Genomic DNA, 13998 nt, shown 5'->3' with positions numbered 1-13998 from the left:
GTGGCCTCGTCGCCGCGGGCGAGTCGCATGGCGCGCTCGGCGTTCACCAGCGCGTGGCACGGGGCCTCCTGGTCGCCGCGGAGCGGGTTGCGGCACCGGCCGGTCCCGTCGGGCTGGTGGGCCTCGGCGACGTCGTACGCCAGCCGCCACAGCAGCCTGTCCGTCACGTCACTCGGCGGAACTGTGTCATGGCTGGGCCGGTGGCGCGTTGTGCCGGACACCCGGGAACCCCTCTCGTTGTCGCTACCCGTACAGGTTCACCGGCATTCCGGCTCGCTAAACCCACCCCGGGCAGGCGGTTGCTCACATCCCCCCGATTCTCGTCCCCCGGCGCAAATGCGGTTGCCGGCGTCGCCGACTCTGCTGTCCTGGCCATGAACCGTCGGCTTGCAGGGAGCACCGTCATGCCCGACTCGTCGAGGCCCCACCACGGCGCGGGCGACGGCCGACGCCCCGGACGCGCCCGGCAGTCCGCAGCGGGCCGGGCACCGGCCCTACCCGGCGACGCCCTGAGCCGCCGCCCGGCCCGACCACCGGATCGGGGGCGGGCCGGGCAGTCGGCACGGGGCGGACCGGGCGGTCAGTGCCGGCGGCGACCGTACTGTCATGGGCCCGCGCGGCATCCCGTCACGCGCTGGCCGGACGGCGGGTCAGCCGGCCGAGTGGGCGTACCGGGCGGCCCGCTCGGCGAGCCACAGCCAGCGGCGCTGCACCTCGCCGCTGGTCGCCGCGACCATGGCGAGGGCGTCGCCGCGCACGGCGCTCAGGGCCGCCGCGGTGGCCGCCGGGTCGTCGAGCAGGGCCGCGCCGTCGCGGAACGCCTCGGCCTCGGCCGCCCCGCCGAACCGGGGGGCCACCTCGTCGCGCCAGAAGTCCGCCCAGGCCAGCTCCGGGTCCCCGGAGAACCTGGCGTACGCCAGGTAGCTGATCTCGTTGGTCGGGTGGTACGCGGACGGCTCGGCGAAGATGGTCAGCCCGCGCATTCCGGCCGCGCCGCACCGGGTGGCCATGTCGGCGTACAGCTCGGGCACCCAGGAGTGGCGCTGCCGGTTCCACTGCGAACCGGCGTGGGTGCGCAGCACATTGGTCGTGTGCGGCAGCCGGCCGACGTGCTCGGCGGTCAGCCGGTCCCGGTTGTCGTACCAGAACCCCCGGTTGACGCAGTACTGGTACGCCACGTCGTCGGGCAGATCGGCCAGGGGCCGCTGGGCGTCCAGGTCGAAGATGTTGTCCCAGTAGACCTCGACGAGGTGGCGCAGCGGCACCCCGGCCGGGCCGGGCCGGCGGGCGGTCTCCAGCAGGGTCGGATAGACCGACCGCATCGCCTCGTACGACCAGGAGGTGCGCTCGCCGCCAGCGCGGCCCGCGCACCGGACGCAGGCGCAACTGCCGTAGTCGCCGGTCTCGAAGTTGATCCCGCCGATTGGCAGGGTGTCCAGCAGCCAGTCGATGGCGTCGCGGTGCCAGGCCAGGTTGTCCGGCTGGGACGGGCAGGCGGCCATCATGTACTCGCTGGCCGGGAAGTGCAGGTCGCCGAACTCGTCGATGGCGAAGCCGACCTTCTTTGGCAGCTCGGCGGCGAGGTCTGGGCGTCGGCGCAGCCAGGTGGCCAGGTTGTAGCGGTGCCGCCCGTCGAAATAGATCCCGCCGTAGGCGTTGATCCCGACCCCCGCGATGATCCGCACACCCCGGGCGTTGGCGTACTCGCACAGGTCGCGGGCCGCCTCGACGCCGCCGTGGGCGTCGCGCAGCAGCCCGTACACGACGATGCCGCCGATCCGTTCCCGGCTACAGAAGTCGACGAGCCGCCGGTAGTCGGAGCCGAACGTGTCGGCGGACTTCGCGTACGGGTTGAGCGCGCCGATCTCCTGCTGGCCGACCTGCCGCTCGTCCCAGTTGGTGGAGTGGTCCCAGGTCCACAGGGTGCGCAGCGGCAGCCCGGGGGCGGTGGCGGACGCGCCGACGGGCAGGCCGGCGGGGGTGGCCCGGCCGAGCAGGTCCCGGGCGGCGTACACCAGGCCGGCGAACGGGTCTCCGGTGAGCAGGATCTCGCCCCGCTCGGGCACGTCGACGCGGTGGCCGCCCTCGGGCAGCGCCCGGTCGACGACGAGGCGCACCGGCATGGCGTCCGGGCCGCCGTCGCCCCACGCCTCGCAGAGCAGCCCGGCGGCGTACGGCGCGTGCTCGGCCCCGAGCACCCGCACGCCGGGAACCCGGCGGTACGACGACATCATGTCCTCCTGAGGCTATGGCTCGTGGCGGCGAGGTAGTCGGCCACGTCGAGCGTGGTCCACAACCCGTGCCGCCAGTAGGGGTCCTGTTCCACGAGGGCGCGGGCGGCGGCCGGGTCGGCGGCCCGCAGCACCAGCACGGAGGCGGTCAGGTCGGCGCGCGCCCCGGCGACCAGGGCGGTGCCGTCGGCGAGCAGGGCGCGCACGTGCGCCAGGTGCGCGGCCCGGTGGGGTTCGCGCCGGACGGCGGCGTCGGCGGCGAAGGCGGCGGTGACCAGGTACGTCGACTCGAACCGCAGGGGCGCGTCCCCGTCCCGGGCCGGGCCGCTCACGCCTCGGCCCCGCTCACGCCTCGGCCCCGATCGCGCCGAGGAGCCGCCGCATGGCGACCCGGTAGACGGCCTGCGGGCGGCCCGCGCCGGTGCTGACGTGCACCCCGACCTCCTCGGCGAAGCCGGCCGCACGCAGGGCCTTGAGCAGCCGGCGGGCCGAGCGCGCCTCCACCCCGTACGCGTCGGCCAGCCCCCGGGCGGTGACCTGGTCCGGGTCCATCTGGTGCAGGGCCTCCAGCAGCCGGCGGGTGGACAACGGCCCGATCCGGAGCTGCTCGGAGACGCGCAGCACGCCCGGGGCGGTCTCCCGCAGCCGGGGACGCACGGCGGTCTCCCGGCTGGAGTAGACCTCCCCGTCGGGGAACACCACGTGGGTGTCGCCGCTGTGCCGGCCGAGCGCGAGGGCCTTGCGGGCGTTGTCCTCGGCTGCGGCGATCGTGGTGCCCGCGCCGAAGCCGACGGCGTGCTCGACGTCGACCCCGCGCAGGGTGAGCAGCGAGGCGTGCCCGTCCCGGTGCCGGGCGACGGCGCTCTCCACGGTGCCCCGGGTGGTGGTGATCACCATGGTCCGGTCGTCGACCGTGGCGAGCCGGCCGCGCATCCGCTCGGCGTGCTCCAGCAGCGCCTCCCGCACCCGCAGCCGCTGCCGCTCGGCCTGGTACGGGTCCTGCACCCGGTTCTTCGGCGCGCCGAGGTCGACCATCATCACGGCGATCTGGGTGGCCCGGGACTGGCGCACCTCGGCGGCGAGCCAGGCCCGGCGCAGCGCGTCGCGCACCGAGGCGCGGGTGTGCTCGACACGCCACACGGGCACCCCACTGTCGGCGAGGTCCCGATGGACCGCGCCGAGGCAGGTCAGGCATGCCTCGACCGCGCCGGAGGCGTACCGCTCGCGGTGGTACGCGGTAATCTCGTCGAGGCCGGCGAAGAGCAGGCCGGAGGTGTCGGCGATCGGCAGGATCTCCGTGGGCGGGGCGACCTCGATGTCGTAGTACGTCTCGCGGACGATCTCGGCCTCGATGGTGTCCACGCTGACCCGGGGCAGCTTCCCGCCGGTGGCCAGCAGCATCCGCGACAGGGTCCGGTACAGGTCGATGCCGGCGTGCGGAACGTAGTCGATCTCCGCCCGCAGGCCACCGGCCGCGCTGGCGAACGCGTACGGGATGCGGCCGGTGAACAGCAGCACCTGGCACACCTCGTCCAGCTCGCGGGCGAGGTCGGGTGCCTGCTCGGGCCGGGTGTAGGCGCGCGCGGTGACCGTCTCCGCGCGGCCCTCGCCCGCCGCCACCTCCTGCACGAGCCGGGTCGAGTCCTCCGGGCCGATGATCCCGATCACGATGCTGCCTCCACGTAGTGCGCCGCTGGCCTGGTGGGTGGTGTGCTCAGCCGGTGCAGACCGTGCCGGCGAGACCGGCGCTGACCGGGGACGCCAGCAGGACCAGCACCGAGGCGACGTCCTCGGGCCGACCCAGCGTGGCCTCGATCGCGGCGACCCGCCCGCCGTCGGTGCCGTTGGCCCGCGCCTCGTCCAGCGACCGCCGCATCAGCGGCGTGTCGATGTCCCCCGGGCAGAGCGCGTGCACGCGGATCCCCTGTGGACCAAGCTGTCGGGCCAGCGTGAGCGCCAGTCCGTGCAACCCTCCCTTACTCGCGCCGTAGGGTACCGAGCCGGAGCCGGTCTGCACGCCCGCCTTCGACCCGACCAGCACGAGCACCCCGCCGCCGGGGCTCAGGTGCCGGGCGGCGTGCTTGGCGACCAGGAACGGGCCGGTGAGGTTGACGGCGATGACCCGCGCCCACAGCTCGACCGGCACGTCGCGCACGTCCAGGCCCTGCCCGCGCATCACTCCCGCGACGTGCAGCACGGCGTCGATCCCGCCCAGCTCGGCGGCGGCCGCGTCGAGCGCCCCGGCGACCTCGTCCTCGACGGTGACGTCCACGCCCCGGGAGCAGGCCCTCGCTCCGGCGGCACGGGCCTGCGCGGCGGCGGAGTCCGCGCCTGCGGAGTCGGCGTCGAGCACGGCGACCGCCGCGCCGGCCCCAGCGGCGGCCCACACGGTGGCCCGGCCGATGCCGGACGCGCCGCCGACGACGACCACTCGCCGGCCGGCCAGCAGGCCGACGGGCGCGGTGCCGCCGGGCGCGCCCGGACCGGCCGGCGGGTGGTCGTCGCCGGGATTCGGGCCGGCCGGCAGGACGCTGTCGCTCACGCGCGGACCGTCCGGCGCACCGCGTCGGCCACCGTCGCCGCCTCGGGCACCACGACGGCCTGGAGGGCGGGCGCGGCGGGCATCGGCACGTCCGGGGCGGCCACCCGGGCGACCGGGGCGCGCAGGTCGGCGAAGCACTCGGCGGCGGCCCGGGCGGCGATCTCCGCGCCGAACCCGCCGGTGAGGTTGGCCTCGTGGGCGACGACAAGCCGGCCGGTGCGGGCCACCGACGCGGCGACCGTGTCGAAGTCCAGCGGGTTGAGCCAACGCAGGTCGACCACCTCCACGTCGACGCCCTCCTCGGCCAGAGTGGCGGCGGCGGCGACGGCCGCCGACACCATCCGGGACCAGGCGACGACGGTGACGTCGGCACCGGGCCGGACCACCCGGGCCCCGCCCACCTCCTCGACCGGGGCGTCGGTGCGCACCGGGCCCCGGGTCGGGTAGAGCATCCGGGCCTCGGCGACCACCACCGGATCGTCGCTGACGACCGCGGTGCGCAACATCTGGTACGCGTCGTCCGGGGTGGCCGGCAGCGCGACCCGCAGGCCGGGGGTGTGCGCGAAGTACGCCTCCGGCGAGTGCGAGTGCTGGGCGCACGCCCCGGGCGAGTAGCCCTGCTGCATCCGGATCACCAGCGGGGCCTTCCACCGCCCGGCGCTGGAGTAGTGGATGGTGGCGATCTGGTTGACGATCTGGTCCATCGCCACGAACGAGAAGTCGGCGTACATGATCTCGGCAATGGGCCGCAGCCCGGTCATGGCCGCGCCGAGGGCCATGCCGAGGAAACCGGTCTCGGAGATCGGGGTGTCGAAGATCCGGTCGGAGCCGAACCGCTTGTGCAGCCCCTTCGTGGCGCCGAACGGCCCGCCGGGCAGCGCCACGTCCTCACCGAAGTAGATGGTGTCGGTCCGGCTGTCTAGGGCCCAGGTGAGCGCCGCGTTGACGGCCTGGATGTAGCGCAGCGACTCAGACATAGACGTGCTCCCTCGCGGTCGCCGGGTCGGGGTAGGGCACGGCGCGGGCGGCGGTGACGGCCCCCTCGATCTCGTCGGCCACCTCGGCGTCGATGGCGTCGAGCCGGGCGGCCAGGTCGGCGTCGGCGCTCCGGCGGATGCGGGCCAGCGGCTCGCGTTCCCGGGCGGCGGCGATCTCGCCGGCCGGGCGGTAGTGCTGCGCGTCGCCGCTGTAGTGGCCGACCAGGCGCTCGGTCATGGCCTCCACGATGGACGGCCCGGAGCCCTCGCGGGCCCGGCTGACGGCCTCGGTGACCGCCTCGGCGACGGCGTCGGGGTCGTTGCCGTCGACCACCCGGCCGGGCAGGCCGTAACCGGCGGCGCGCTCGGCGAGCTGCCGCACCCGCACCATGTCGGAGATCCGGGACATCTCGGAGTAGACGTTGTTCTCGACCACCAGCACCAGCGGCAGGTCGAGCACGGCGGCGAGGTTGATCGCCTCGTGCACGTTGCCCTGGTTCATCGCACCGTCGCCGATACTGACCACCGACACCGCCCCGCTGCCCGTGCGCTGCGCGGTGAGCGCCGCGCCCGTCGCGATCGGCACGCCGGCGCCCACGATGGAGTTCTCGCCGACGAACCAGCGGCCCGGGTCCGACAGGTACGGCGAGGCGGCACGCCCGCCGCACAACGCCGAGTCGCGGCCCATCATCTCGGCGAAGAGACCGGCGAGGTCGACACCCCGGGCGATCGCCCAGCCGTGCCCCCGGTAGGTCGCGGTGACGTGGTCCCCGTCGCGCAGCGCCCGGCAGGCGCCGACCGGGACGGCCTCCTGGCCGTTGCACAGGTGGATCGAGCCCGGGATCTCGCCGGCGTCCTTGAGGGCGGTCAGCCGCTCCTCGAACCGGCGGATCCGGGCCATGAGCCGATAGTCGTCCGGCAGCCCCATCACACCCCCAGAGATAATTGAGCCTTATTCCGGCTCGTTGGTTGTGGAGCCTAGACCAGTAGTCCAAGGCTATGGAAGAGTGCATCAGCAAGTTTGTGGCCGTTATTGGTCTCTAATTTTGGGGAGCGGGCATGGAGATCGCCGAGGTCGAGTCGGTGGTACGCGGCGACGCGCACTTCGTCCAGGTGCGCACGTCGGACGGGCTGACCGGGGTCGGCCAGTCCGCCTGCTGGGGGTACCCGACGGCGGTGCACGCCGTGGTGGAGACCTTCCGGCCATACCTGCTCGGGGCGGACCCCAACCGGATCGAGCACCACTGGCACCACCTCTACCGGATGGGCCCGTTCCGCGGCTCGGTGCTCACCGCCGCCATCTCCGCCGTCGACCTGGCCCTGTGGGACCTGCTCGGCAAGCGGCTCGGCGTGCCGGTGTGGCAGCTGCTCGGCGGCCGGGTGCGCGAGAAGATCCGGCTGCACCTGCTGCTGGGCGGCACGGGCGCGCAGGCTCTCGCGGGCCAGGCCGCCGCGGCCGTCGCCGACGGCTTCACCGCCGTGAAGTTCGACCCGCTGCCGGCGAACCACGGCGACCTGTCCCAGGCCCGCCTCGTCGCCGAGACCGAGGCCACCACGGCGGCGGTGCGCGACACCGTCGGCGCGGACGTCGACCTGCTGATCGAGCTGCACCGCAAGCTCACCCCGTTGCAGGCCGAGGCAGTCGTTCCGGCGCTGGCCCGGCACCATCCCCTGCTGGTGGAGGACCCGATCCAGATCGACAGCGTGAGCAGCCAGGCCGACGTGTCTCGGCGGGCGCTCGGCGTGCCGATGGCCAACGGGGAACGGCTGCACACCATCTGGGAGTTCAAGGAGCTGCTCGCCCAGGGCGGCGCGCAGTACGTCCGGCCCGACGTCGGGCTCGCCGGCGGGCTCAGCCACGCCCGCAAGATCGCCGCGCTGGCCGAGGCGTACCACGCTGCCGTGGTCACCCACAACTGCCTCGGCCCGCTGCTGACCATGGCATCGGTGCAGCTCGACACGGTCATCCCGAACTTCGTCACTCAGGAGTACTCCCCGCTGGACGACACGCTCGCCGACGGCCCGGCCCGGGCCTGCGTCCGCCGCGAGGGCGGGTTCCTGCCGGTGCCGCAGGCCCCCGGGCTGGGCGTCACCCTCGACCTGTCCGACCCCACGCCGCTGGACCTGACCGGCCGGCCGCTGACCCGGATCCCGCTGCGCGCCGACGGCTCGGTCGCGTACTCGGTATAAGGAAGGGCCCCCTGTCAACGCATACGGTAGAGAGGGGCACCCTCTCACCGTGCGGGGCGCGGCACGCGGCCGAGGGTCACGTGCCGCGCCGCCAGGCGGGCGGGGGGTGGCCGGGGTGGTGGAACACCGGGTGCGCCCACAGCGGCCCACCGTCGGCGTCGGCGATCTCGGCGAACAGGTGGGCCAGCGACGCCGTCCAGCGGGCCTGCACCTCCGAGGCGGTGGTGACCGCGCCGGCGTGGGCGAAGCCCCGACGGGTGCGCAGCACGCAGATCAGCAGCAGGCCACGCCGGTAGATGGCGTAGTCGTAGATCCCCGCCTCGTCGAGTAGCGCGGACAGCTCCGGCCACACCTCGGCGTGCCGGCGGTCGTACTCGGCCTCGGCGCCGGGGCGCAGCCGGTACAGGTGACACACCTGTTCCCCCGGCCCAGCGGTCGCGCTCACCGCGCGCCCCACCCGGCCGGCTCCGCGCGACGGCGGTGGCCGTAGCCCGTGGCCGTAGCCCTGGCCGGGCAGCCGCGACCATCGCCCGGTGTGCGGCCGGAGGCCGTCACTTGCCGGAGCCGGCCAGCGCGCCGGAGACGAGCTGCCGCTGGAAGACCAGGTAGATGACCAGCACCGGCAGCAGCGCGACGATCAGGCCGGCGCTGACCAGGGGCACCGACACGTCGTACTGGCCGCTGAGCAGGGAGACGCCGACCATCAGCGTCTTGCTGTCCGAGCCGCCCATGATGACCAGAGGCAGCAGCAGGTCGTTCCACATCCAGACGAAGTTGAAGATGGCCAGCGCCGCCAGGGCCGGGGTGGCGATCGGGGCGAGCAGCCGGAACAGGATGGTCAGGTGCCCCGCGCCGTCGACCCGGGCCGCCTCGATCAGCTCGTCGGGAACCTGCTGGAAGTAGCCGGCGAGCTGGTACGTGCCCAGCGGCAGCCCGAACGCCGCGTACGCCAGGATCAGGCCCTGGTACTCGCCGGACATGCCCAGGTCGAGCACGGTCTGGTAGAGCGGGTAGATGATCGCCTGGCTGGGAATGGTCAGGGTCACGATGATCAGCAGGAAGATCGCCTTCCCGCCCCGGAAGCGCAGCTTCGTCACCGCGTACGCGACCAGCAGCGCGGCGAACACCGACAGCACCAGCCCGCCGACGGTGGTGATCAGCGAGTTGAGCAGCAGCCGGGGCATGTTCATCCGGCGGAACGCCTCGAGGTAGTTCTCCAGGGTGATCCCGGCGGGCAGGCCCAGCGGGTCGTGGGCGAAGCCGGCCTGCGTCTTCAGCGAGCTGACCACGGTGAACAGCAGCGGATAGATCGCCGCGACGGCGACGACGACCAGCGAGAACGTCAGCAGGTAGCGCCCGACCCGGGCGGAGTGGCGCGAGTTCATCGCGGCTTGCGGGTCCCCTCTGTGAACATGTGCCGCACGCTGAAGATCGACAGCACGGCGACGAAGACGAACAGGGCGATGCCGATGGCCGAGCCGTAGCCGCGGTCGAGGAACTGGAAGGTGGTGAGGAAGACCAGGTACTCGGGGAGCATGGTGGCATCGCCCGGTCCGCCCTGGGTCAGCGCGTAGATCAGCGGGAACAGCCAGATCAGCACGCCGGAGGCGCAGATCACGCTCCAGTACGCCACGGTCGGGCGCAGCATCGGCACGACCACCGAGAACAGCCGCCGGAAGAACCCGGCCCCGTCGAGGTACGCCGCCTCTAGCGTCTCCTCGGGGATGGTGGACAGGCCGGCGAGGTAGGTCATCACGCCGAGCCCGAAGAAGCTCCACAGGGCGACCGCGACCAGCGAGAACAGCGCGCTGTACCGGCCGTTGAGCCACTCGATCGCCAGCGGCTGGAGCCCGACGCCGCGCAACAGGGCGTTGAGCGGCCCGTCGGGGGCGAGGATCTGCCGGAACATGATGCCGACGACGATGGGCGCGATGGTGTACGGCACGAAGTAGACGGCGCGGAAGAACCGCCAGCCCGGCGAGCGCTGGTGGATGAGCAGCGCCAGCACCAGCGGGACCACGATCCACACCGGCAGGGTGGCCACAACCAGCAGGGCGTTACGGAAGCTGGTGCGCACCATCGGGTCGTCGAACATCCGGGTGTAGTTGTCGGCCCCGGCGAACTCGCTGCCGCCGAACCCGCTGGACGACTCGAGGCTGGTGAGCACGCCCCGCACGAGGGGCACCAGCTTGAACAGCACGACCAGGACGAGCGCGGGCAGCACCATCGCGGCGCCGAACCACCATTCCCGGGCCTGTCCCGGCCGGCGGGCACGGCGGCGGGCCGGCGCGGGTGGGGCGTCGGCGGCCACCGGCTCCGCCACCGGCGCGGTGGAGATCGTCATCAGGGTTCCTCTCCGGGGCTGGCCGGGCGGGGCGACGCAGGGTCGCCCCGCCCGGGGGGGTGGTTACTTGGTCTGCTTCTTCGTGGGGCTGCGCTCCAGCGCCTGCTGCATCTGCTCGGCCCACTTGTCGACGGTGAGCTGCCCGAGGGTGACCTGCTGCCAGCCGCGGGCCAGGGCGTCGGCCTCGGGGCCGGAGAGCATCACCCCGGCGTGCAGGGTCGGCTGGGCGACCAGTTCCTGGATCTTCAGGAAGGCCGGGGACGAGGGCAGCAGCGCCTTGTCGACGTTCTTGTTCAGCGGCTGGCCCTTGGCGTGCTTGACCCAGAGCTCGCCGTTCTCCTTGCCGGCGAGCCAGGTGATGAACTCGAGGCCGGCCTGCTTCTTGTCGCTCCACTGGGTGACCCCGTAGACGGCGCCCTCGATGCCGGAGAACTTCTGGGCCAGCGGCGCCGCCGGGTCGATCGCGGGCCACCGGGTGACGCCGAGCTTGTCGTCGCCGAGTGCCTTGCCGAACGCCTCCCAGTTCACCGCGTCGGAGATGATGGTGCCGGCGAACGCGGCGTCCCCGCGCTGGAAGACGTCCGCGCCGTCGGGGAGCATGGTGATCGACGGGGCGTTCTTGTTCGCCCAGCCCTTGGTGGTGATCTCCGCGAGCTTCTCCAGCACCGCGACGAGCTTCGGGTCCTTCCAGGACAGCTTGCCGGCGAGCAGCGCCCGGATGTCGTCCTCGGTGAGGTAGTTGCGGGCGATCTCCGGGAAGTCCCAGTATGCCGGGAAGGTGCCGGACAGGCCGAGCGCCAGGCAGGTCTTGCCGGCCTTCTTCACCGCCTCGCAGGCGCCGCCGAACTCGTCCCAGGTCGCCGGGGGCTTCTCCGGGTCCAGCCCGGCGGCGGCGAGGACGGCCTTGTTGTAGTAGAGGACGTTGCCCTGGTACGAGAAGGGCACGCCGTAGCACGTCTTGCTCGTGTCGAAGCCTTCGCAGGCACCGCTGTAGGTGACCAGGTCCTTGGTGATCTCCGCAGCCTTGTCGCCCAGCGGCACGTACGCTCCGCGCCGGTCGAACAGCTCCAGTCCGGCATTGTTGGCCATCACGTCCGGACCGGACTGCGAGGTGATGTACGGGCCCTGCACCTCGGGGTACTTGTCGAACGGGACGGACTGCATCTCCAGCTTGATGCCCGGGTGGCCGGCCTCGAAGCTGCTCTTGACCTGCTTCCAGTACTCGGTGCCGCCCGGCTCCCAGGTCAACACCTTCAGGGTGACCGGGCCGCCGGCCGTGGCGTCGTCACCGCCGCCGCATCCGGTCAGCAGCGCGGCAGCCGCCATGCCGGCGACGAGGGCACCGGCCAAACTCCGTCGAAACATCGGGTAGCTCCTGTCACAAGTGGGGGCTCTGAGGGACCCGGCGGATCGCGCCGCCGGCGGTGGCGCTGTCGACCACGGCCTCGGCGACCCGGACGACGTGCAGGCCGTCGGCGAGCGGGACGATCGCCGTCGCCTCGGTGCCGTCGATCCGGCCGAGGAAGTGCCGCAGTTCGGCGGCGAGCGCTCCGCCGCCGTCGACCGGGGAGAGGAGCCAGTCCGGCGCCTCGGTCGACTCGCCCTGGACGAGCAACGTGGGGTGACCGAGGTCGACGTGCGCGACCCCGTCGGTGCCGTACACCTCGACCAGGTCCGAGGTGTGGTTCGGGGTGTGTTCGGGCAGCAGGTAGCTGTTGCGGATCGACGACACGACGTCGTTGGCGTGCCGCAGCTCCGCCCACACCAGGACCGGGGTCGCCGATCCGGGTCGGGTCCGGGCCGCCGCGCGGACCTCGACCACGGGCGCTCCGGCGTACCAGAGGGCCAGGTCGATGTCGTGCACGGCGGTGAGCAGCGCGGGGTGCTCGCGTGGGAAGAGCCGGCTGAGGGTACGGGGGCGGTCGCGGCGGGACGACACGGCGAGCACATCGCCGATCCGGCCGGCGCGGACCGCGTCGTGCAGGGCCCGGTGCGGGGCGCTGTGCCGCAGGATGTGTCCCGGCTGGCACAGCACGCCAGTGCGTGTGGCGGCGGCCACGATGGCGGCGGCGTCGGCGACCGTGGCGGCGAGCGGCTTCTCCACCAGCACGGGCACCCCGGCGGCGAGCAGGTCGACGGCCACCGTCCGGTGCGCCGGGCCGGGGACGCACACCGAGGCGGCGTCCGGCGGGGCGGCGGCCAGCAGCTCGGCCACGGAGGCGTACGTCTGCGGCACCCCGTGCGCGGCGGCCACCCGCTCGCGGGTCCCGGCGTCCGGCTCGACCAGGACCCGCACGGGCACGCCGAGCGAGCGGTACGCGGCCAGGTGCCGGACGCCGAAGGCCCCGGCGCCGACCACGGCGACCGACGGGCGGCTCATGCCCCGACCGCCTCGACGGCGGCGGCGTGGTCGCCGGGGGCGGCTCCAGCGGCGCCAGCCCCGGTGGCCCCGGCACCGGCGAGGACGGACCGGGTGAGGCGTTCCAGGGCGGCTACCCCCACCGCGATGCACCGCTCGTCGACGTCGAACGCGCCGGAGTGCAGCGGCGCGCCGCCGCGCTCGCCGGTCACCCCGAGCTTGACGTACAGGCTGGGGCCGAGCGCGCCGAGCAGGGCGAAGTCGTCGGTGGTCAGCGGGGGCTCGGTCAGGTCGGCGACGGAGACCACGCCGGGCAGCTCGGCGTGCGCGAGGGCCACCAGCGGCGCGGCGTTGCGCACCGGGGGCATCTCGTTGGCCCAGGTGAACCGCAGGCCCAGGTCGAGCGCGGCGGCCTGCTGGCGGGCGATGCGCTCGATGACCTCCTTGAGCCGCCCGCGGGTGGCCTCGTCGTGGGTACGCAGGGTGCCGGTCGCCTCCGCCCGCTCGGCTACCTGGCTCTGGCTGGCTCCGCCCGCGATCGTGCCGATGTTGAAGGCGACCAGCTCGTGGGGGTTGCGGGAGCGGGCGACACCGGCGTGCAGCAGGCTGACGACCCCGGCCAGGCCGAGGATCGCGTCCCGGCCCAGGGCCGGGGTGGCGGCGTGCGCGGCCCGGCCGAGCACCTCGATCCGGAAGGCGTCCTTGGCCGCCATCGCGGTCTCCCGGTCCACGCCGACCGCGCCGACCGGCAGGTCGGGCCAGCAGTGCAGGCCGAGGACGGCGTCGAAGCGCCGGCCGCGCAGGGCCTCGTCGGCGAGCACGGCGGCGGCACCGGAGTCCTCGCCGAAAGGGATCTCCTCGGCCGGCTGGAACAGCACGGTCACCGAGCCCCGGGCGGGCGGGTCGGCCGCGAGCCGGGCCGCGACGCCGGACACGACGGTCATGTGCACGTCGTGTCCGCAGGCGTGGCAGACCCCCGGGTTGCCCGATGCCCAGGGCACCTCCTTGGCGTCCTGGACCGGATAGGCGTCCATATCGGCCCGAAGTAGAACCGAGAGCCCGGGGGCATGTCCTTCGATCTCGGCGACGAGGCCGGTGCCGGCAACTCCGGAGCGGATCCGGGCGATCGGGGCGAGCCGGTCGGCAAGGATGGCTGCGGTTTGCCGTTCGGTGAACCGCAGTTCGGGGCACCGGTGGAGCCGGCGCCGCAGCCGTACCAGATCGTCAACATCCTCGTGCGCCTGCACCACGCGGTCCACCCCTCGCCTGCGTCCGATAATCCGGACCTAATTGAGACAAGAACCTAAGCGAGGGGTCCTTCCACGTCAATGGGCAGGTCGGAATCGGTTAGGGTC

The 13998-nt window shown here is 73.6% G+C and carries 14 protein-coding genes; 2 read left to right on the top strand and 12 right to left on the bottom strand.

Annotation, left to right across the window (positions count from 1 at the left end):
- Positions 1-650: 650 nt before the first annotated feature.
- The 6 genes from E1258_RS05130 to E1258_RS05105 are packed head-to-tail and all read right to left on the bottom strand — an operon-like array spanning position 651 to position 6678.
- On the bottom strand, positions 651-2234 hold the full coding sequence (locus E1258_RS05130; RefSeq protein WP_165949644.1) for a hypothetical protein: 1584 nt from the start codon (positions 2232-2234) through the stop codon (positions 651-653).
- Positions 2231-2563, bottom strand: a complete 333-nt coding sequence (locus E1258_RS05125) for a YciI family protein (RefSeq protein WP_165949643.1) — start codon at positions 2561-2563, stop codon at positions 2231-2233. Before E1258_RS05125 ends, E1258_RS05130 begins: the two co-directional genes overlap by 4 nt.
- A 13-nt stretch (positions 2564-2576) precedes the next feature.
- Positions 2577-3899, bottom strand: coding sequence for a hypothetical protein (locus E1258_RS05120; protein WP_132397295.1), 1323 nt, complete (start codon positions 3897-3899; stop codon positions 2577-2579).
- A 46-nt stretch (positions 3900-3945) separates the two neighbouring features.
- Positions 3946-4773, bottom strand: a complete 828-nt coding sequence (locus E1258_RS05115) for an SDR family NAD(P)-dependent oxidoreductase (RefSeq protein WP_132397293.1) — start codon at positions 4771-4773, stop codon at positions 3946-3948.
- A complete protein-coding gene (locus tag E1258_RS05110) occupies positions 4770-5750 on the bottom strand; it encodes an alpha-ketoacid dehydrogenase subunit beta (protein WP_132397291.1) in 981 nt (326 codons plus the stop codon). The genes E1258_RS05115 and E1258_RS05110 overlap by 4 nt, the downstream gene beginning before the upstream one ends.
- Positions 5743-6678, bottom strand: coding sequence for a thiamine pyrophosphate-dependent dehydrogenase E1 component subunit alpha (locus E1258_RS05105; protein ID WP_132397289.1), 936 nt, complete (start codon positions 6676-6678; stop codon positions 5743-5745). The genes E1258_RS05110 and E1258_RS05105 overlap by 8 nt, the downstream gene beginning before the upstream one ends.
- Positions 6679-6809: 131 nt before the next feature.
- On the opposite strand from E1258_RS05105, the gene E1258_RS05100 reads away from it, so the two are divergent.
- On the top strand, positions 6810-7940 hold the full coding sequence (locus tag E1258_RS05100; protein WP_132397287.1) for a mandelate racemase/muconate lactonizing enzyme family protein: 1131 nt from the start codon (positions 6810-6812) through the stop codon (positions 7938-7940).
- Positions 7941-8016: 76 nt separating this feature from the next.
- On the opposite strand, the gene E1258_RS05095 is transcribed toward E1258_RS05100, so the two are convergent.
- The 6 genes from E1258_RS05095 to E1258_RS05070 form a co-directional block, all read right to left on the bottom strand.
- Positions 8017-8385, bottom strand: coding sequence for an L-rhamnose mutarotase (locus E1258_RS05095; protein WP_165949642.1), 369 nt, complete (start codon positions 8383-8385; stop codon positions 8017-8019).
- 106 nt (positions 8386-8491) lie between these two features.
- Positions 8492-9325, bottom strand: coding sequence for a carbohydrate ABC transporter permease (locus E1258_RS05090; RefSeq protein ID WP_132397283.1), 834 nt, complete (start codon positions 9323-9325; stop codon positions 8492-8494).
- Positions 9322-10284 (bottom strand): carbohydrate ABC transporter permease, encoded by a 963-nt coding sequence (locus E1258_RS05085; protein ID WP_132397281.1) that lies wholly within the window; start codon positions 10282-10284, stop codon positions 9322-9324. Before E1258_RS05085 ends, E1258_RS05090 begins: the two co-directional genes overlap by 4 nt.
- A 63-nt stretch (positions 10285-10347) precedes the next feature.
- The gene (locus E1258_RS05080) at positions 10348-11649 is read right to left on the bottom strand and encodes an ABC transporter substrate-binding protein (protein WP_243715196.1); all 1302 of its coding nucleotides are present in this window, start codon (positions 11647-11649) and stop codon (positions 10348-10350) included.
- A gap of 13 nt (positions 11650-11662) precedes the next feature.
- Complete coding sequence (locus tag E1258_RS05075; RefSeq protein WP_132397279.1) at positions 11663-12664, bottom strand: Gfo/Idh/MocA family protein; 1002 nt, start codon at positions 12662-12664, stop codon at positions 11663-11665.
- Positions 12661-13824, bottom strand: coding sequence for a M20 family metallopeptidase (locus tag E1258_RS05070; protein WP_243715197.1), 1164 nt, complete (start codon positions 13822-13824; stop codon positions 12661-12663). The genes E1258_RS05075 and E1258_RS05070 overlap by 4 nt, the downstream gene beginning before the upstream one ends.
- Between E1258_RS05070 and E1258_RS34385 the strand changes: the two genes are divergently transcribed.
- Positions 13711-13950, top strand: a complete 240-nt coding sequence (locus tag E1258_RS34385; RefSeq protein WP_243715198.1) for a hypothetical protein — start codon at positions 13711-13713, stop codon at positions 13948-13950. The two genes, E1258_RS05070 and E1258_RS34385, sit on opposite strands and share 114 nt — an antisense overlap.
- Positions 13951-13998: the final 48 nt, after the last annotated feature.

The sequence above is a fragment of the Micromonospora sp. KC207 genome (assembly GCF_004348615.1).
Taxonomy (GTDB): domain Bacteria; phylum Actinomycetota; class Actinomycetes; order Mycobacteriales; family Micromonosporaceae; genus Micromonospora.
Note: the sequence above shows the minus strand (reverse complement) of the source record. Positions and strands in the feature narration are given on the sequence as shown.

Excerpts from the sequence above, each read along its gene's own strand:
- E1258_RS05100 (WP_132397287.1), top strand. The coding sequence starts at position 6,810 with ATGGAGATCGCCGAGGTCGAGTCGGTGGTACGCGGCGACGCGCACTTC.
- E1258_RS34385 (WP_243715198.1), top strand. The coding sequence starts at position 13,711 with ATGTCCTTCGATCTCGGCGACGAGGCCGGTGCCGGCAACTCCGGAGCG.
- E1258_RS05110 (WP_132397291.1), bottom strand. The coding sequence starts at position 5,750 with ATGTCTGAGTCGCTGCGCTACATCCAGGCCGTCAACGCGGCGCTCACC.
- E1258_RS05130 (WP_165949644.1), bottom strand. The coding sequence starts at position 2,234 with ATGATGTCGTCGTACCGCCGGGTTCCCGGCGTGCGGGTGCTCGGGGCC.
- E1258_RS05075 (WP_132397279.1), bottom strand. The coding sequence starts at position 12,664 with ATGAGCCGCCCGTCGGTCGCCGTGGTCGGCGCCGGGGCCTTCGGCGTC.
- E1258_RS05105 (WP_132397289.1), bottom strand. The coding sequence starts at position 6,678 with ATGGGGCTGCCGGACGACTATCGGCTCATGGCCCGGATCCGCCGGTTC.
- E1258_RS05090 (WP_132397283.1), bottom strand. The coding sequence starts at position 9,325 with ATGAACTCGCGCCACTCCGCCCGGGTCGGGCGCTACCTGCTGACGTTC.
- E1258_RS05080 (WP_243715196.1), bottom strand. The coding sequence starts at position 11,649 with ATGTTTCGACGGAGTTTGGCCGGTGCCCTCGTCGCCGGCATGGCGGCT.
- E1258_RS05085 (WP_132397281.1), bottom strand. The coding sequence starts at position 10,284 with ATGACGATCTCCACCGCGCCGGTGGCGGAGCCGGTGGCCGCCGACGCC.